This window comes from Xanthomonas sp. NCPPB 3005, assembly GCF_041228095.2.
In the GTDB taxonomy this organism is placed as follows: Bacteria; Pseudomonadota; Gammaproteobacteria; order Xanthomonadales; family Xanthomonadaceae; genus Xanthomonas_A; species Xanthomonas_A bonasiae.
Map to the genome: position 1 here is coordinate 167,198 of NZ_CP166096.2, position 18,014 is coordinate 185,211.

The window sequence follows — 18,014 nt, forward strand, 5'->3', positions numbered from 1 at the left end:
GAGGGGTTGGGGTGAGGGTACGTCCGCCCACGGAGCGCCCACCCCGTGAACCAACCCAACCTCCTGGCCGCCCTGCACCGCAGCGGCACCCTGCGCACGCTCGACCACGCCTTCGCCCAAACCCTGAGCCGCCTGGACGCAGAAACCCCCGACCTGGTCCTGTCCGCCGCCGCCCTGGCCTCCCTGGCCGTCGCCAGCGGCCACGCCGGCCTGGATCCCGCCCACGCCAACGTCCTGCTCGACCAACGCGACGGCCCGCCGCCGCAACTCCCGGATCCCACCGACTGGCAACGCGCCCTCGCCGCCTCGCGCTGGATCGCCCAGCCCGCGCCGGAGGAGCCGGCGGCCGCCGACTGCCCGCTGGTCCTGGAACACGGTCTGCTCTACCTACGCCGCTACCGCGAATACGAGCGCCGCCTCGCGCAAGGCTTGCGCCGCCTCGCCGCGCAACCGCTGCCGGCCTTCGACGTCGCTACGCTCGCTCCGCTGTTCGCGCAGCTGTTTCCAAACGCAGCCGCTTCCCCTCTCCTCCCGGCGACCGAAGGAAGTCCCCGTGGAAGAGAGGGTGCCCAAAGGGCGGGTGAGGGTACGTCCGCCCCCGACCACCCCACCGACCGCCAAGCCCAAGCCGCCGCACTCGCCCTGCGCCGCGCCCTGCTGCTGGTCACCGGCGGCCCCGGCACCGGCAAGACCACCACCATCGCGCGCCTGCTGCTGCTGCGCATCGCGCAGGCACAGGCCAGCGCGGCCACCGCCCCGCGCATCGCCCTGGCCGCCCCCACCGGCCGCGCCGCCGAGCGCATGGCCGAAAGCCTGCGCGCGGCGGTGACACGCGCGCTCGACCACGGCATCGACCCGGCCCTGGCCGCCGCGCTACCCGCCGGCGCCAGCACCCTGCACCGCCTGCTCGGCGTCATCCCCGACCTGCCGCGCTTCCGCCACGACGCCGACAACCCGCTGCCGTTCGACCTGATCGTGGTCGATGAAGCCTCGATGGTCGACCTGCCGCTGATGTGCAAACTGGTCGAAGCCGTCGCCGACGGCACCCAACTGATCCTGCTCGGCGACGCCGACCAGCTACCTTCGGTCGAAGCCGGCGACGTGCTCGCCGCCATCCTGCAGGCCGCCGGCCCCGGCGACGCCCTGCAGCCGGACGACGCGCAAGCGCTGCACCCGCTGCTCGGCCATACCCCCAGCGACACGCACAGCGGCGGCCTCGCCGGCCACCGCGTGCACCTGCTGCGCGGCTACCGCCAGGCGCAAGGCTTCGCCCTCGCGCCGCTGGCCGATGCCGTACGCGCCGGCGACGCCGACACCGCGCTCGCCCTATTGCGCAGCGGCGAACTGGCCGGCGTGCACTTCCACGAAGACAGCGAGGACCCGCTCGCCACCCGCCGCGACGCCCTGCTCGCGCACTGGCGTGCCCTGGCCGACGCCGAAGATCCGGCCGCCGCCCTGCGCGACGCCGCCCGCCTGCGCCTGCTCACCGCCGTGCGCGCCGGCGCACAGGGCGCACGCGGCCTCAACGCCCGCATCGAACAACTGCTGGCCGACAGCGGCGCCGGCGCGCGCCGCCTCGGCGCCGCCTCGCCCTGGTTCCACGGCCGCCTGCTGCTGATCACCGAGAACAGCTACCGCCACGGCCTGTTCAACGGCGACGTCGGCATTTGTTTGAGAGATGCGCAAGGCGCCCTGGTGGCCTGGTTCGAAGGCGAGGGCGACGGCCAGGTCCGCGGCTTCCACCCCGCCGCGCTGCCCGCGCACGAAAGCGCCTTCGCCATGACTGTGCACAAGGCGCAGGGCAGCGAGTTCGACGACGTCTGGCTGCAACTGCCCACCCGCGACGCCCGCGTGCTCAGCCGCGAACTGGTCTACACCGGCATCACCCGCGCGCGGCAGAGCCTGCACCTGGCCGCCAGCGAGGCTGTGTTGCGTGGCGCGCTGGCAAGGCATGCCGCGAGGATCTCGGGATTGGCGTGGCGCTTGGGTGGGGTGGAACAGGTTTCTGCACCGCCGTCGTCAACACTTCAAACAGAAGGCCAGCCGTTCCCCCTCCAAGGCGCATTGTTCTAACCTATTCGGACGAGCCACAACGTTGATCTGATCCGCGTGCCGCAAGCGTTATGGAAACACTCTCATCGCACAGATCAGCCGGCTTCCCACGGCGGACGGGGCATCAGCGACAGGTCGCGCGCGCCATGCACGATGGCGAGAATTTCGACAACTGCCGCGTGCGAGCGATAGATGATGCGGTAATTCTGGAAAAGCAACTCGCGCACTGCAGAATTGCCGGCCTCAGGCACTTCTCGGCCGCGCTCGGGGAACGCTTGCAGCGACTCCGCTGCGTCGATGAGGCGATTGACGAAGAGGTCGGCGTAGAAAACGCTGTCGTGGGCGACATAGTCGCGGATGGCTTGCAGGGAATCGACGGCAGGTTCGGTCCAGACGATGTTCATCGGTCGAGAGCGAAGCGCCTTCTGACTTCATCATGCGGTACCACACGACCTTCTTCGGCTGCACGCAAGCCTTGTTCGATCTTCTGGCGAACGTAGATTTCGTACATCAGGTCGTCCCAACTGGCCTGTTCCGGCAGGCTGCGCACTAGCTGTTCGGCTTCGGTTTTCATGCTGTTGGGCATGGGTGTGCTCCGCTACAGGGACAGGCCTACTTTAGCGAAGAACGGCAGAGGGGAGAAATGGAGCCCCGGCGCAGTTAGCCGCGTTACCCGAGGCACGCCCGTCGCACGGTGCTCCATCGCGACGCGTGGAGCCGCCGCGCCGGCCCGAGAGGCAGAGGCGCGGCGTTCCTTCCAGGCCTAGTGCCCGGGTGACGCGCTCACTTGCCCGGAACGCGCTGGTACTCGTCGCTGCCGGTGCGCAGGTGGCCATTGGCCTGGTCGATGGCGAAGTTCACCGTTTCGCCGTCGTTGGAGACCTGCAGCACGTCGTCCTTGTAGATGGCCGGGTAGCTCTCGGTCTTGGGCTTGCGGCTGAAGAACCGCGGCGTGGTGTTGCGCACCATGAAGGACTCGCCGTTGCGCTCGATGTCCATCGTGTCGTCCTGCGACTGCACGTTGACCCAGTGGCCGACGAACTTCTCGCCCTCCACCTTGGCGCAGCCGGTCATCAGCATCGCCGCGGCCAGCGCGGCACCCATCCACTTCGTCATGTCCAGCTCTCCGGCGTTGAAGTCGGGGCCAGGATGAAGAATTTAGGATGTATGGGAGGTCAACATTCCGGGGCTGCACTAGGCGGGCGCCGATCGTGTCGAACGTGCACCTGACCTCAGCCAGCCCAGGACGAGCGACCCGATGAACATCGATTGGTTGCTCGTGCCGCACCATGGGATGGGCCGCCTCGCCTTCGGACTGTCGTCGGAGGCTGTTGCCGCGATGGCCGCCGTGTACGGAACGCTCAGCCCCGCTGACGACCCACACCGGTGTCGGCGCCGAGCGCGACGCCTTCAATGCGGGGCTTGCTGGCGCGCCTCGATCAATTGCGGGCGTTCGGGGCGATCCGCGCGCTGCGCCACCGCCAGCAGCTTCTGGAAATACGCATGGGCCTTGGCGCCGTCGCCCGCCTGCCTGGCCGACGCGGCCGCGCCGTACAGCGACCAGAAACGATTGGGCTCCTGCACCAGCGAGGCTTCGAACGCCCTCAGCGCGTCGGCCGGTTGATCCTGCGCCAGCAACATCTCTCCCAGCATTTCCCGGGCCGGCGCCAGCGGCCCGGGCGTGACCGAGGCCAACTGGGTCTTGTCCTCCAGGTCGGCGGCCTGGCGCATGCCCGCCAGCGCGTCGGCCACATGCCCTTCCTGCAGGGCCAGGATCGCGGCCACTTCCCGCCGCTGGATATCGGTCTGCTCGGCCCAATAGTCCTCGCCCTGCTTGGCCAACGTGGCGTGGAGTTGGTCCAGCGACGCGATTGCCGCGCGTGCGCCGGCGCCGTCGTTCAGATGCGCCGCGCCCAGCCCACGGGCGAAATAGGTGATCGAATCGGCATAGGGAAAACGGCTCGGCACGGACTCGAGCGTGGCCGCCTGCGCCCAATCGCGGCGCTCCAGCGCGTAGCGCGCCGGAATCGCGGCGCGGGCGTAATAGGCGGCCGAGGCCGGCGCCGCGCCGTTCGCCTTGGCCGGATCGAACCGCGCGAAGACCTGCGCCGACGCATCGGCCAATTGCCCGGCGGCCTTGTCCTGCCCGGTCTGCAGATAGCCGTAGATCATGTAGTCGCTGGCGTGCAGCTCATCGGCCGGCTGCCCTGCGGCGCGCGCCGACGCGGCCGAGGCCAGGTTGGTGTCGATGGACGCCTGCCAGTCGCCGATCCGGGTGAAGGTATGCGAGGGCATGTGCAGCGCGTGCGGCGTGGACGGCGCGATCGCGCCGTAGCGCTTTGCGGCGCCCGCGGCGCGCGACGCCAGGGCCGGCTCGTCGTAGGCGTGAATGATGTAGTGGGCCAGGCCCGGATGATCGGGATACTTGGCGAACAGCGTCTCCAGGATCGCGCCGGCCTTCAGCTGTTTCGCATAGGTCTTGTCGGCGGGATCGGCGGCCGCGGCCAGCGCCAGGGCGTAGAAGATGCGCGCTTCGATGTCCTTGGGGTAGTCGGCGGCGAGCCGCTCCATCGCCTGCTCGTAGGCCTGGGCGCGCGCGTCCTGGTCCAGACGGTCGGCGTCCACATACAGATGCGCCACCGCCTCCAGATAGGCCTGCTCGCGCGGGGTTCTGGCCTTCAGCGCCCGCCCCGCGTTGACCGCGTTCAACCCCTGCTGCAGTTGCGCGGGAGACTTGAACCCGGCGAACGGATTGCTCCAGCTGCTCAGCGCGATGCCCCAATAGGCGATGGCGCAACTGGGGTCGGCCTCCAGCACGGCGCGATAGCCGTCGATCGCCGGGCCGAACTGGAAGGAGTGCATCAACGCCACCGCGCGATCGAAACGCGGCTGCGCCGCCGCATTGCACGAAGTCTGGAAGTGGACGTTGCCCAGCCGCTCCATCGCGGCATGGTCGTGCATGGGGTCGTGGGCCGATGCATCGGCCGCAACCAAGATGGCCAGGAGGGATGCGGCAAGAAAGCGTTTGGCGCTCATGACACCTGGCCGTTGAGAGACGGAGCTCGCCGCATCTTTCCCCTGTCCTGTTCGAAAGTCCATCGCGATGCGCCTGGCAGGAAACAGCACCTGTCGTTGATTTTCAAGACAATGAGGCCGTTGGACCATCGGTCCCCTTGTCCGACATCAAGTTTCTCTTTTGGCGGCGTCGATCTCTATTGTTACTTCCCCGAAGATCGCGGTCCGGTCAAAAGTCCAGGACGCCAACATAAATGCACACTGGCTCCAGTTTTCCTTCTGGCCGAAAGCAGACCTGCCACGGTCACGCGTCAGTAGGCCGCGGCATTAGCCTGATCGTTCGCTACGCCCAACCCGGCCCCGCGCTTCGGCGGAGCGCGGCCATTCTTGCGGCGTCTTGCGAAGGCGGCAGCCCAAACGCACGCGTGTACTCACGGGTGAACTGCGTTGGGCTTTCATAGCCCACATCCAGAGCGGTAGACGTCACGCTCTTGCCCTGCGATGCCAGAATCTGGCGCGCCTGCAGCAGACGTAGCTGCTTCTGGTACTGAAGCGGACTCAGTGCCGTGGCGGCTTTGAAATGCCGGTGGAACGCCGATTCGCTCATTGCCACCTGTTCGGCTAGCGAGGCAATGCGTAATGGTTTGGAATAGTCGCGCCGGATGCGCTGAATCGCGCTGCTGATCCGCGCCAGGGCCGAATCCGGTGTGGCCAGCTGGCGCAGCATGCGGCCCTGCGGCCCCTGCAGCACGCGATACAGAATCTCACGCTCGTATGCCGGGGCCAGCGCGGGTATCTCGCTGGGCCGCTTCATCAGGCGCAGCATGCGCACCCAGGCGTCCATCAGTTCGGGAGTGACCGCGGCCACATTGAAGGCCTCGGTCTGCGCGGAGGGTTCGCCGCGCCCGGTGGCGGCATCGGTGGTATCGCACAGCAGCGCGGAAATGCTGTCTGCATCCAGGGTCAGGCTCACCGCCAGGTAGGGCTCGCCCGTGCTGGCCGGGTGCACGGCTCCCACTGCGGGCAGGTCCACGGACATGATGAAGTAGGTAGCCGGGTCGTAGTGCAGGGTCTTTTCGCCCACCGTCATCGACTTGCTGCCCTGCAGGATCAGGTTGATCATTGGCTCGTACACGGCCGCCAGCGCATGCTCGGGAATCTCGCCCTGGACCATGGCAACGCGGGGAATGCCGGTTTCCGTGCGGCGGTTTTCGGCATGTGCTGCAAGCCGACGCAGTTCATCCAGTGCGGTGTCCATGACCGCATTTGATACCCCCCGCGCGAGCCTGGCAAGGCGTGAAGCAGGAATAGGCAGGAATGGGCGAGGATCGGGACGGCGCTCCCGGGTGAGCGGGCCTAGCCTGTGCATCACGCCTTATCGCACAGGAACACCCGCATGAAACACATCCTCATCACTGGCGGCAGTCGTGGCATCGGTGCCAGCGCCGCCCTTCTCAGCGCGCAGCGCGGCATGGGCGTCATCCTCACCTACAACGCCCAGCCGGAAGCGGCCCAGAGCGTAGTGGCGCGTATCCAGGCAGAAGGCGGTACCGCCGTGGCGCTGCAGCTGGATGTGGGAAACAGTGGCGCCTTCGCGGCGTTTGCCGCCCAGGTGGCGCAGACGCTGCAGGCCTCCTGGGGTGCAGCCACGCTCGATGGGCTGGTGAACAATGCCGGCTTCGGGCTGTTCAATCCGATCGAGACGGTCACCGAGGCGCAGTTCGACAGCCTGTTCAACGTGCACCTGAAAGGACCGTTCTTCCTGACCCAGGCGCTGCTGCCGTTGCTGGCCAACGGCGCGAGCATCGTCAACGTCACCAGCGCCACCACGCGCGTGGCCACGCCGGGCGTGGCGCCGTATGCCGCCTTCAAGGGCGGGCTGGACGTGCTCACCCGCTACATGGCCAAGGAGTTCGGCGAACGCCGCATCCGGGTCAACGCAGTGGCGCCGGGTGCGATCCGCACTGAGCTGGGCGGTGGGCTCAACGATGCGTTCGAAGCCCTGCTGGCTTCACAGACAGCCCTGGGCCGGGTAGGTGAGCCGGACGACGTGGGCCGCGTCATCGCCGGGCTGTTGGGCGACGACCAGGCCTGGGTGAATGCGCAGACCATTGAAGTGGCCGGCGGCTACACCATCTGATTCGCAACGGGAGCACGACATGCTCGACCACATCTTTCTCACCGTAACGGACACCACGCGCTCGATCGCGTTCTACACGGCCGCGCTGGCCCCATTGGGCATCGTCGACCGGCTCGACTACGAAGGCAGGCAGGGGCCTCCCGGCCACCCGGACTTGAAAGGCTTCGGCGCGCAGGGGCGAGTGTTCTTCTGGCTGCGGCAGGGCGTGGCGGCGGCACAGGCCGCGCATGTCGGCTTCGTGGCGGACTCCATGGCCATGGTGGACGCTGCCCATGCCGCGGCGATGGCCGCCGGAGCCAGCGAGATCCACCCGCCCGGCGCGCAGCTGCACTACGACCCGCGCTACTACGCGGCGCAGGTGCGCGACCCGGATGGCTATAGCCTGGAGTTCGTCTACAAGAGCTGGCAGCACGGCCATGAATGACGCTACCGCGCCGCATCCGCTGCAGCCCACCGTGGACGCCCTGATCGCCGCCACCAACGCCTTCGACATCGAAGCGGCGGTGGCGTTGTTCGCCCCGGCGGCGGTGATCGACGATCCCTCCACGGGGCACACGTTCAAGAAGTCTGCCGGCGTGCGCGACTACGTGAAGCGCTACTTCGTCGCCTACCGCACCGTGACCCGGCTGCTGTCGGTGCACGACCTGGGCCAGGGCCGCGTCCGCGCCCGCGTCGATTTCACTGGCGACTTCGGCCACGAGATCGGGCTGCTGGATCTGACCGTGGACGCGCGCGGCCGCATTGCACGCATCGATGCCGCGCTCGAATAGGCCGGCGAGGAACACACCATGAAGAAAGTGATGATCTACGGCGCACCCGGCTACACCGGGCGCATGGCCGCCGCACGCGCGAAGGAAGCCGGGCTGACGCTGGTGGTGGCCGGGCGCGATGAAGCGTCCCTGCAGGCGCCGGCCGACGTGGAGCGCGGACTGCAGGACATCGCGGTGCTGCTGAACTGCGCCGGCCCGTTCGCGCACACCGCCGGCCCACTGATGGCCGCCTGCCTGCGCACCGGCACGCACTACCTGGATATCGCCGCCGAACTGGACAGCTATCGACTGGCGGCCCAGCACGAGCAGCAAGCCGTGGATGCCGGCGTGATGCTGATGCCGGGCAGCGGCGGCAGCGTGGCGATGCTGGGAAGCCTGGCTGCGCGTGCAGTGGAGAACGTGGCAGCTCCGGTTGCACTCCGCATTGCGTTGCATGTTTCTGGCGCAATGTCGCGGGGCTCGGCCATCAGCGCGAACCAGCACCTCACCGCGCAGTGCCTGATGCGCAAGGGCGACGTGCTCACGCCGCGCGACCCGGCCACGTTGCGCGATTTCGATTTTGGCAACGGCAGCGTCAACTGCTTCCCGGTAACCCTTCCCGACCTGATCACCATCGCCCGCCAGACGGGCGTGGGCGACATCGAAACCTACGTGCACGTCTCGGGCAGCGCGTTCCCGGAAGCCGGCATCGGCGACCTGCCCGATGGTCCTACCGAGCAGGAGCGCGCGCGTCACCGCTACCAAGCGGCGGTGGACGTGGTGGATGCCCATGGCGTCGTCACCCGCGCCGTCCTGGACACCGTGAACGGCTACACCTTCACCCCGCTGGCCGCCGTCGAGGCCGCACGCCGCGTGCTGGCAGGCGAGGCGCGTCCCGGCTTCCACACGCCGGTTGGCGTGTTCGGCAGCGGCTTCGCCGAAACCATCGCAGACACCCGCATCACCTTGTTGGGATAGGTGCGGGCCAGGGGGAAAGATGCTGTTTAAACAGATATTTCTTCTGGCCCCGTTGTTCCCATGGGTGGGGCACGCTACGGCAACGCAGCCCGGAGACGGGCGGCCAGCGCAATGCGCTCCTCGGTGGCGTAGCGCACTTTCTGCCCCCCATACAGCCCGTCGTTCGCGTAGCGCGGAAACACGTGCAGATGGTAGTGCCACACATCCTGATTGCCGGCTGGCCCGTTGTGTTGGCGCGTGGAGATGCCTTCGCAGCCGAAGGCCGCCAGCATCGCGTGCGCCAGGCGCCGCGTGGCGCGGAAGACCTCGCGGCCCAGGTCGTCGGGCATGTCCAACACGTTCTCGTAGTGGCCACGCGGGATCACCAGGCAGTTGCCTTGGATGCCGGCGTAGTGGTGCGTCGGCACCAAGGCGTACACGTTGGCATCCACCAGCACAACGGCCGATTCCGGCGCAGGCGAGGGCAGCGTGGCGGCGATACCGCAGAACGGACAGTCGTACCCCGGGGGAGCGTGCTGCATGAGGCGCAACGGCGAAGAGAGCCCACTGTGGGGCGGGAGCGGATTCTGTGGCGGGCTTTGGCTAGCCGTCAATCGGACAACGAGAGCGGTGAGCTAGAGCCGACGTCCATGCCTCCAGGTGATGGTGACCAGGGAGACGTGCACTCTGCCCACGGTTTCCGGACCCCGGTTTCAGATACCTGAGGCAATGGCATTGAGCAATGCCTTCCTATGCCATCGCGCTTGTAAGCATCGGGCAGTTGGAAGTGAATCTGACTACGTCTTTGGCATTTCAGCCCTGCACCCAGGCGTGGGCAGCTATCAGAGGTTTGCGCTGCTGCTTTCGGAGCAGCGCAAACCAGCGCAGATCGTACTCTTCGAGGGCTAAGCAGCGATTGTCCGGAACTCACCGTTCCTTAGCATGGCCTCATTGCAGTCTTCCTGAATTGCTGTCAAGAACCTCGATGCAGGTTGTCCCGGCTTGGGGCTGTAGGACATGACGAGCTTCTCACGAGCTCGGGTCATAGCCACGTACAGTCGGGAGGCTTCGCGCGGAAGCGTGTCGCTATCTATGCCGAACGATGGCAGGACTCCCTCGATCAAGCCCATGATGTATACCGCGCTGAATTCATGCCCCTTCGCGGATTCAATGGTGCTGATCTTGACGTTGTCACTTTCGTAATCAACGTCGTTTCGGAGCTCTGCCGTACTAACGCCGCGCCGCTTCAAAGCCTCTTCGATGGCGTTTCGTATGTTGGCAGTCGGTGCGATAACACAGACTTGACCCGGCGACTGGCCCATAGCAAGTGACGAGTAGATCTCACTAGCGACGTGCTCAACCTCTTCCTCATTGGAGCCGCAGCGAAGGATCAGTGGGCGTGCGCCGTGGCTCTCTGCGAAGTCCGGCATGGATGGGCGTGCAAGGGTTTCGTCATCCACATCGGAAAACTCGAATTGAGAAACCAGTCCGAAAGCAGCCTTCAAGATCTCATGCGTATTGCGATAGTTTTTTCTGAGATTAAAGCTGCGACCAGCGATGTCAATGCCAATACGGCGAAGCACAAATCCTCGCTTGTAGATACTTTGTGCGCCGTCACCAGCCAGGAAGAGTCCATCCGCTACCTTGGAAATTCGCTCCCCCAACGGAGTTCTGAGAAGTCCCATCAGTACGAGATCAAGTTCCGAAAGGTCCTGAACCTCGTCACTAAGTACGCATCGGAATTTTCCGATGACGTAGGTATTGTCCTGCATTGCGCCGATAGCTAGGGACACAAGCGCTTCGTGATCTTGTGCGTCAAAGGTAGCCATGCTCGCGAGATAGGCCTGAATCGCAACCAGAACAATGCGCCTGTCCGTCTGACTGAGCGGAGTGCCGCGGCCGAGCCGCTGGAACAGCTTCGTGTCCAGATATTTTTCCAAGTCATCTGCCACAAGACGACCGCGCACGTACGACATCTCATCCCTTAGATAACTAATCAGTTGCCCATGAGTCATGGAGCGGAAGGCAGAGCGAGCGAATTCAGCGTGGCGGCGGGCAGCAGACTCCGCGGCCTTCAGCGCGGCATCAATCGATTCCGCCTGAAGTCTGCTATTGGAATGGGGTACCCGTCGCATGGTGTCGGAGAGCACGTCCTTGGCGAGCATGCTCATTGTCCGAACGCTAATTAGTGACGCCTCTACGCCACAAAGGTCATCTATCAGTCGCTCCAACAGCTTGCGCATGCTCTCGGTGAGCGTGACCAGCAAGATTGGCTGTTTGTACTTTTTAACCAAACCCCTTGCGCGATGGACTAGGACACACGTTTTGCCGCTACCCGACACGCCTCGGAGTCTTGATGGACCGCGCAGCTCACGCTCGGCAACTTGCTTTTGCTCAGGATGTAGATAGAGCATCCATTCGGCCAAAGTGCCTCGTTTGAACAGCTCATCCCAAAGCCCAGTGTCGTCGAACGTGATAAATGCCTCGCTGTTCTCGCGAGCTTGCATCTCCAAGGCAGCGTCTTCGCCTTGGATCAGTACTGCTGCGTTGTGCATCAAAGCCAAGCGATGTCTGAGCTGCGGCCACTCGTTCATATGCGAATGCCACAGCAAGTCGAATACCAGACTAGCCTTTTCGTAGCTGGTGATCTCAACCAAGCGCTCAAGGATGGCATTAGCATCAAGCTCAAGGGCATCGGAGTTAATCGTCTCAACGATTGATATTGCTTCTGGAGGAAGCGATAGCTCCTTCCAATCGGCATCGCTCAGACGATGCAGCAAGGGCTTTGCTCTGTCTTCCTGCGATGCGTCGAAGTTAAGCATGTCCACTGGGATATGGCGAGCTTCTTCTAATGGCGATACCAACACAAAGTCTAGTGTGCGATCATTGCGCCCTTGTATCCAGCGATAGTTCTTGTGGACGTCGAGCCAGCGCTGTGTATCATCATGAGTGCCAACGAATAGGAATACGCGTGTCTTCTGCACGCCGTCGATCAACTGAACGACGAGCCGAAAGCCGTCCGGAAGGTCGTACTTCTCCACGTTGGGAAGCCGGCTTTCGCCGTGCTTGGTCCGCGGGAGAGAGATTGCGCCGTCGGTGCTGGCCTCGGACATGGCTGCCCTGACGGCTTGCACGACCTTTTTATGCCCCAGCCCCATAAGCTTGTGGATCGCGCTATGGCAAGGCTTGAAAAGAATGACCTTGTAGGTCATGAGTTGCCCCCTATTGTATTGTTTATGAAGTTCCAAGTAACGGAGTTAGGTGCATTTATCGCGTATTTCTGTATCGCGGGGACTGGCCATATCCGAAAAACGCTTTTTCTTGAGTCTGTTGGCCCGTTGCACCAACGCAATTCCACAGCGCGTGCACGCATCATGGTGGGCCAATAAGCCTGCCAGTTCGCGTACTGCGGCTGACGCCGACCTGCTGCCGCTTCCATTGCTTGCGCTGCACAAGTGTGCGGCGGCCGTCCTTGCGCAGGATCACGTCGATGCAGCCGTCGGCGCCGCCCAGGCCGGTCTCTTCCACGCTGTAGCACTGGCGGCTGAAGGCTTTGCCGACAAGGAGTTCGAATTGGCGCCGACCGCTGCCGGCGAGATTCTCCAGGGTGGTTCGGGTGTCCAGCAAGCGACGGCGATGGCGTGCACCTAGGAAAGAGAACAGCGCAGCCATCCAGCAGAGGAGCAGCACGATCCACGCAAGCGCGCTGTCAGAGTGTTGCGCGATACCTTGCGCTAGCATGCATCCACGCTGGGCGATCCACCATGTGATGTCATAGCGCACGACAAGAAAGCTAGCGATGCCGACCGCTAGTCCAAGCGGCCACGGCAACGCAGCCCGCGCGTCAAAACCGATATTTCCCCGTGTGCGTCCCATGCGACCCCCGTCCCAGAACTAAACATAGCGCCAGAATCGATGATTGTCCGCATGGCGCTTGTGCTGTCTACGAACCGAGACATGAGTAGGTGCAGATCTAGGGTGGATATGCTTTTCAAACGAATTTTCTTCTTGCCCGCTGCTACTAGTCTCAATCGCTGCGACGCAGCAAGAGCAGGCTTTGACTTTCACATCTCTCGTCCCTGAATATCTGCGCGGGGTTACCAACACAGGGGAGAAGACGATGCCAGGCGACCAGACCACCAAGACTGTCTATTACCTTCGCGCCAGGCGCGATGCTCAACCTTTTGACCTTCAATCGATCGCCAAAAGAGCGCGTCGGAAAAAGAGCAACTGCGCTGCGACCGAGATCGAACTCGGAGGGGATGATGTGGTAAGAATTCAGCACTACAGCACTTCCAATGGACGTACGCTGCTACACCTTACGCGCTATGTTCCTGGCGTGCAGGCATCAACGCTTTTGCCAAAGGCGACTACTGCGGAAGACGATGAGGGAGCGCAACCGCCACCAAGAGGCAAGGAATTCAAGGAGGGAGACTGCTTTCTGCTCATCAAAGATCACCATGTTCTTTATTGCGGGCACGGTATTAGTAAGAGCAAAGCGTCCCTGTACTTGTCACAGCTTTTTAGGGAGGCAGAGCTTCATGACGAATCTAGCGGTTTTGAACTCGTTCCTGCGAGCAATTTGGACAAGCTGCAACTGATTCAGGATCACGGTGTTAAGTCCATTCAATTGGCTGTAGGTGCCTTTGATCTGAGCTTGCCAAAAGCCCGCCGCACCAGCTGGATCGCTAAGTCTTTCGGTACTCTCGGTGATGAGCTTGGCGCGTTAATAAGCAAGGATCAGTCGTTGACAAAGCAGAAGGCACTTGAGGATCTCATCGTGAATGTAGAGGTCAAACTGGATGGCAACACCCGCGCTATCCAGAGTTCTCAGGATTTTATCGAAGAACTCGCTGAGACTGTTCTTGATGACGACACTGAGACACCGGTAAGTGAGTTTACGATTATCACCCAGAAGAACGAACGCATAACTTCCGGAGAAATTCGGCTTCAGACAGGTGTGAAGGTGGAAACGAAGGATAATTCCGTCAGTCACACCAGCGTATGGGGTGAGATGGGAGCCTACCTCGATCAGATAACGCAGGGGAACCTGCTGGAGCAATGACGTGCATCGCCTCGAAGCTGATTGGAGCCGAATCGGGCTGTTTGCCGCCATCGCCGTCATTTCGGGGGTGGTCGGCTGGTATGGGCAACCCCTCGTCCATGGCAACGACGAAGCGCGTGGTGTAATCGTCAACGTGTTCTCCATCTTAGCCGGCTTTCTCATCACGGTGATGACTTTGCTAGGGGAGCCAGGTTTGTATCGAGGGCGTACATGGCGTTCCGACGCCATCAAACGAAGCAACGTTTACCAACGGCTCGTCCGCCACAAATGGCTCTTTATTTCCTACTTGATCGTACTTGCGTTGGTTTTTTTGACAACCATCGTGGCAAAGCGCGAGCCTGATGGGCAGAATGTCGCTTGCCTGGAGGCGCTTTACCTTGGTTTCGCGACCTTTGCGTTCATCTACTCTTTAATGCTTCCGAGCCGATTGCTCAGCCTCCAGTTAGCTCGCTTTGACGAGCTTGTGGAATCGAGGCGTAGCGGTCAGAAATCTGAATGAAGGTTCGGTTGGTTCTTTTCGCTTCCAGTATGTTAGAGAGGTGGCATAACCCATACCTTGGCGACCTTGATCCACCTCTACATGATAATGCTGCTCGCAAGCGGGCAACTGTTACAGGTTGATGTGGCGCAGTGTCTTGGGAACGCTCAAATCTTCGTGCCCAGTTGCGAGAAAGGTGGCATAAGAGGCCTCAATGAAGGCTCGTTACGTCGCTAAACTTGGGTAAATATCCGTTTTTTGGATATCTCAAAGAGTTCGCTACGTTGGCCTTGCGGACACCCCGTCCGCCCACGTCGAGGACGGATGCCATGACGACTTCCAAATCCCGCCGGACCAATGCCCAAGAGCACACCGCGCCAGCGACCACGCTGCCTACGCAGGAAGAGCCCTTCACCTTCGGCGTCACCCTGCAGCAGCTCGACCAGTTCCACGCGCTGTTGCGCACCATCACCGCGCAGAGCGACATGGTGGCGGTGTGCAGCGGGGCGCCGCTGGACGACAAGAGCGTGTCGATCCTGGGCGAGAGCATCTTCACTGCCGCCCGCGCGGTGCGCGGGATCGTGGACGAGATCCACGCACAGCGGCTGGGCGGCGATGGCCCGGCGCCGGTGTCGCACGGGGAGCCACGCCATGCGTAAGCCGCCTTCCCGTCCCGCCGCCACACCGCGCAAGCGTGCGCCGCGCCAGACAGCGCAATTTCGCGACTGGACCATCGTGGAGCCGACGCTCACGCCGATGCTGACGCCCGAGCAGATCGCCGCCGAACTTGCCGCCGAGGAGGCCCGCGCGCCGCGCGCACCCCGCCGCCGGCGCCCGCCGCAGCGCTGCAAGATGGGTTACGGCTATTACCCGGCCAGCAACCAGGTGGTGCCGTCGCTGCGCCTGCGTGGGCGCTGGCTGGAACAGTTGGGCTTTGCCATCGGCAGCACCTTGCGGATCGAGGTGCGCGATGGCGCGTTGGTGGTGCGCATGGCCGGGGAGGAGTGACGCGCGTGCGGTCACGCGCAGGCGTGCGCATGGACGGTTGAACACCGACCCGGCCGGCTGCTGCGGTGTGCTCCGCTGTGCGTGGGGTCGGTCCGATGATGGTCTGGCGCTGCGGCTGCCGGGTGGGCGCCGCCGTGCTAGCGTGCCGCTGCCGAGGGTCCGGCAGTGCAAAGGGGCAGGCATGCGCATTGAGTCAGTGCCAGTGGAGCGCCGCGTGGTGGCGCCGCGCACCAAGCCAGGCGTGCGCCTGGCCTGGTGGCTGTTGTGGCTGGCCTTGGCGGTGTTCGCCGGGGAGTTCGTGCACTCGGTGTACGCGAAGTACGCATCGCTGCAGTCGCCGGCCTATGCGATGTTCCTGACCCGCCGCGGTTGGCTGTGGTGCCACCTGGGTGGCGGCGCGGTCGGCCTGTTGCTCGGCGCGCTGCAGTTCGCGACGCAGCGTTGGCGGCGGTGGCCGCGGCTGCACCGCTGGGTGGGGCGGGTCTACTTCGCCGGTATGGCGGTGGCGATGGTCGGGACGGTCGGCTTGATCGCCACGTCGCCGGCGCCGCTGTCGATCCGGCTGGCGTTTTCCGTGACGGCGCTGGTGTGGCTGGTCACCGCGTCGATGGGGTTGCTGGCGATCTTGCGCGGCCAGGTGCTGCGCCACCAGCGCTGGATGGTGCGCGCCTATCTGGCGACGCTGGCACCTGTGCTGTTCCGGCTGGCGCTTCCCACGGCGATCGGGTTGGGCATGACGCCATCGCCCGGCCCGATCGCGCTGTTGCTGTGGGCCAGTTGGATGGTGCCGTTGCTGTTGTATGCGGTTGGTGGTGCGGTGGCGCATGCGCTGCGCGGTGGCATGCAGGCAGCGCCGGTTGCGTGAGCTGCCCGCATCGGGGGCGATGCCGGTTGATCGAGGCGCGCGTGCTGGGAGTGCGGTGGTGCGTCGCGCTTGTGCGGATGGTCCGCGCCTTGTTGGTCCGCTTTCGCGACACGCTGGTTCGGCCACACCCGCTAGCCGCGATGCGCGATCGCCGCATTCCGCGCGGCCATCGCCCCGGACGCTGCCGCGCCGATGGTCAGGCGCGGCAGCGTTCGCTCGCTGGCGATCGCAAGGGCATGGGGGAGGGGGCTGCCCCTGCGATCCTCTGCGGCGAACTCAGCGGCGCTTGTCGAACAGCTGCTGGCGCACGGCGACGGTGCAGGCGTCTTCTGTGAGCAGGTGCTCGAAGGCGCTGTTGTCGCTGGGCTTGCCGCTGCCCAGGTCGAGCACGGACACCTGATTGCTGCCGCGGGCCTTGAACGCGGCGACGGCGGTGGTGGCGTTCTTCAGCGGCACGGTGGCGTCGTTGTCCGAGCCGCACAGCAGGGTCGGGGTACGCGGCGCCCAGTCGAGCAGGTCGTTGCGCTCCAGGTCGCGCAGGAACGGGTCGTTGGCGTTGCTGGCGAAGTCCTTGTAGAAGCCGGGCTGGAAGTACTGGCGGATCTTGTCGACGCCGGGCAGGGTGTCGCCGAGCACCAGGTCGGTCAGGCTCTGCGTGCCGGGGAACAGCGCTTCGACCTGTTTGGCCCACGGATCCTGGAACACCTGCGCCGGGTCGAGGTAGAGGTTGTGGTAGGTGTGCTGCATGCCGACGATGGCGTAGCTGGCCAGCACGATGCCGAAGGTGTTCTCGCCCACGGCGCTGTGGCCGCTCCAGCCGTCGCGGAAGGTCTGGCTGAGCGCGTACGGGCCGGAGATCGGCGCGCTGGCGACCAGGTGGAATTCGTTGGACAGGTGCGCTTCGATCTCGCGCTGGGTGGCCATGGCGGCATGCCCGCCCTGCGAGTAGCCGGTCAGCATGACCTTGCCCGACAGGGGGGTGTTGAGCCGCTGCAGCACCTGGCGCGCGGCGCGCAGGGCGTCGATGGTGGCGCTGGCCTCGGACGCGGCGTGCAGGTAGGGATGGAACGGATAGTTGGACTGGCCGATGCCCAGGTAGTCGCTGCTGACCACCACGTAGCCCTGGGTGGCGAGGTGGGTGACCATGGTGTCGTCGCCCTTGGCGTCGCGGATCTCCTTGGCCTGCTCGGCGCGGCGCAGCGACTCGGTCCCCTGGCTGTAGCTCAGCAGCGGGAACGGCCCGGTACATTGGCTGCCGCCCGGCACCAGCAGCGCTGCGGAGGCGGTGGCGGGCTCGCCGTCGACGCCGATGGTGGCGTAGGTGAACTCGGCAACGCGCACGTCGCACTTGGCCTGGTCGGTGGACTGGTCGTTGGCCAGCAGGGTGCCGATCGCCTGGTGGGTGTAGCTGGTCAGCACATTGCTCTTGAGCAGCGTGCCGCGCGCCGGTGCGGCCGACGCGGCCAGGGGCAGCAGCGCGCCCGCAACGCCGATGGTGGACAGTACGCGCAGCGCCAGCCGATTCCGCAGTGTGGCCATGAACAACGTCCTCGCAATTGAATCCCGGTTGCACGGGACCGTGGGGTGGGGGCCAAACGCTACTACGGCGCTTCGATGGTTTTTCTGACAATTCGCGGCAATGTTTATCTGCAGTATGGATTCGCGCGGCAATCGGGCGAATATCG

General features: G+C 64.4%; 18 protein-coding genes and 1 pseudogene. 10 read left to right on the plus strand and 9 right to left on the minus strand.

Going from position 1 to position 18,014, the window contains the following annotated elements:
* Window positions 1-45 precede the first annotated feature (45 nt).
* Window positions 46-2,073, plus strand: coding sequence for an exodeoxyribonuclease V subunit alpha (gene recD / locus AB8810_RS00775; protein ID WP_369915234.1), 2,028 nt, complete (start codon window positions 46-48; stop codon window positions 2,071-2,073).
* Window positions 2,074-2,147: 74 nt separating this feature from the next.
* Here recD and AB8810_RS00780 read toward each other — a convergent pair whose 3' ends face one another.
* The 5 genes from AB8810_RS00780 to AB8810_RS00800 all read right to left on the minus strand — a co-directional run bounded on the left by AB8810_RS00780 (window position 2,148) and on the right by AB8810_RS00800 (window position 6,241).
* Window positions 2,148-2,456, minus strand: coding sequence for a type II toxin-antitoxin system RelE/ParE family toxin (locus tag AB8810_RS00780; RefSeq protein ID WP_369915235.1), 309 nt, complete (start codon window positions 2,454-2,456; stop codon window positions 2,148-2,150).
* Window positions 2,453-2,638: a hypothetical protein gene (locus tag AB8810_RS00785; RefSeq protein ID WP_080627620.1), complete on the minus strand. Its 186-nt coding sequence runs from the start codon at window positions 2,636-2,638 to the stop codon at window positions 2,453-2,455. Before AB8810_RS00785 ends, AB8810_RS00780 begins: the two co-directional genes overlap by 4 nt.
* Before the next feature lie 197 nt (window positions 2,639-2,835).
* Window positions 2,836-3,168, minus strand: coding sequence for a hypothetical protein (locus AB8810_RS00790; protein ID WP_191826403.1), 333 nt, complete (start codon window positions 3,166-3,168; stop codon window positions 2,836-2,838).
* Window positions 3,169-3,462: 294 nt separating this feature from the next.
* Window positions 3,463-5,013: a tetratricopeptide repeat protein gene (locus AB8810_RS00795; protein WP_369915237.1), complete on the minus strand. Its 1,551-nt coding sequence runs from the start codon at window positions 5,011-5,013 to the stop codon at window positions 3,463-3,465.
* A 397-nt stretch (window positions 5,014-5,410) separates the two neighbouring features.
* Complete coding sequence (locus tag AB8810_RS00800; RefSeq protein WP_369916722.1) at window positions 5,411-6,241, minus strand: AraC family transcriptional regulator N-terminal domain-containing protein; 831 nt, start codon at window positions 6,239-6,241, stop codon at window positions 5,411-5,413.
* 222 nt (window positions 6,242-6,463) lie between these two features.
* Between AB8810_RS00800 and AB8810_RS00805 the strand changes: the two genes are divergently transcribed.
* The 4 genes from AB8810_RS00805 (at window position 6,464) to AB8810_RS00820 (ending at window position 8,934) form a co-directional block, all read left to right on the plus strand.
* Window positions 6,464-7,207 (plus strand): SDR family NAD(P)-dependent oxidoreductase, encoded by a 744-nt coding sequence (locus AB8810_RS00805; protein ID WP_369915238.1) that lies wholly within the window; start codon window positions 6,464-6,466, stop codon window positions 7,205-7,207.
* A 19-nt stretch (window positions 7,208-7,226) separates the two neighbouring features.
* Window positions 7,227-7,631, plus strand: coding sequence for a VOC family protein (locus tag AB8810_RS00810; RefSeq protein WP_369915239.1), 405 nt, complete (start codon window positions 7,227-7,229; stop codon window positions 7,629-7,631).
* Entirely contained in the window at window positions 7,624-7,977 is a 354-nt protein-coding gene (locus tag AB8810_RS00815) for a nuclear transport factor 2 family protein (RefSeq protein ID WP_369915240.1), read from the plus strand. The genes AB8810_RS00810 and AB8810_RS00815 overlap by 8 nt, the downstream gene beginning before the upstream one ends.
* 63 nt (window positions 7,978-8,040) lie before the next feature.
* On the plus strand, window positions 8,041-8,934 hold the full coding sequence (locus AB8810_RS00820; RefSeq protein ID WP_369915241.1) for a saccharopine dehydrogenase NADP-binding domain-containing protein: 894 nt from the start codon (window positions 8,041-8,043) through the stop codon (window positions 8,932-8,934).
* A 74-nt stretch (window positions 8,935-9,008) separates the two neighbouring features.
* Here the strand turns inward: AB8810_RS00820 and AB8810_RS00825 are convergent, their stop codons facing one another.
* From AB8810_RS00825 to AB8810_RS00835, 3 genes and pseudogenes are all read right to left on the minus strand, one after another.
* A complete protein-coding gene (locus AB8810_RS00825; protein WP_369915242.1) occupies window positions 9,009-9,371 on the minus strand; it encodes an HIT family protein in 363 nt (120 codons plus the stop codon).
* A 447-nt stretch (window positions 9,372-9,818) separates the two neighbouring features.
* Window positions 9,819-12,125 carry a 3'-5' exonuclease gene (locus AB8810_RS00830; RefSeq protein WP_369915243.1) on the minus strand — a complete coding sequence of 769 codons (2,307 nt, stop codon included), beginning with the start codon at window positions 12,123-12,125 and terminating at the stop codon, window positions 9,819-9,821.
* Window positions 12,126-12,281: 156 nt separating this feature from the next.
* Window positions 12,282-12,789: pseudogene (locus tag AB8810_RS00835) on the minus strand (restriction endonuclease); the annotation flags it as partial.
* A gap of 181 nt (window positions 12,790-12,970) precedes the next feature.
* On the opposite strand from AB8810_RS00835, the gene AB8810_RS00840 reads away from it, so the two are divergent.
* The 5 genes from AB8810_RS00840 (at window position 12,971) to AB8810_RS00860 (ending at window position 16,329) form a co-directional block, all read left to right on the plus strand.
* Window positions 12,971-13,978 (plus strand): hypothetical protein, encoded by a 1,008-nt coding sequence (locus tag AB8810_RS00840; RefSeq protein ID WP_369915244.1) that lies wholly within the window; start codon window positions 12,971-12,973, stop codon window positions 13,976-13,978.
* Window position 13,979: 1 nt separating this feature from the next.
* Window positions 13,980-14,477 carry a hypothetical protein gene (locus AB8810_RS00845; RefSeq protein WP_369915245.1) on the plus strand — a complete coding sequence of 166 codons (498 nt, stop codon included), beginning with the start codon at window positions 13,980-13,982 and terminating at the stop codon, window positions 14,475-14,477.
* Between the two features lie 308 nt (window positions 14,478-14,785).
* Window positions 14,786-15,115 carry a hypothetical protein gene (locus AB8810_RS00850; protein WP_369915246.1) on the plus strand — a complete coding sequence of 110 codons (330 nt, stop codon included), beginning with the start codon at window positions 14,786-14,788 and terminating at the stop codon, window positions 15,113-15,115.
* Window positions 15,108-15,464, plus strand: a complete 357-nt coding sequence (locus AB8810_RS00855; RefSeq protein ID WP_369915249.1) for a SymE family type I addiction module toxin — start codon at window positions 15,108-15,110, stop codon at window positions 15,462-15,464. The genes AB8810_RS00850 and AB8810_RS00855 overlap by 8 nt, the downstream gene beginning before the upstream one ends.
* A gap of 181 nt (window positions 15,465-15,645) precedes the next feature.
* Window positions 15,646-16,329: a DUF2306 domain-containing protein gene (locus AB8810_RS00860; RefSeq protein ID WP_369915250.1), complete on the plus strand. Its 684-nt coding sequence runs from the start codon at window positions 15,646-15,648 to the stop codon at window positions 16,327-16,329.
* A 276-nt stretch (window positions 16,330-16,605) separates the two neighbouring features.
* Here AB8810_RS00860 and AB8810_RS00865 read toward each other — a convergent pair whose 3' ends face one another.
* Window positions 16,606-17,868 (minus strand): lipase family protein, encoded by a 1,263-nt coding sequence (locus AB8810_RS00865; protein ID WP_369915251.1) that lies wholly within the window; start codon window positions 17,866-17,868, stop codon window positions 16,606-16,608.
* Window positions 17,869-18,014: the final 146 nt, after the last annotated feature.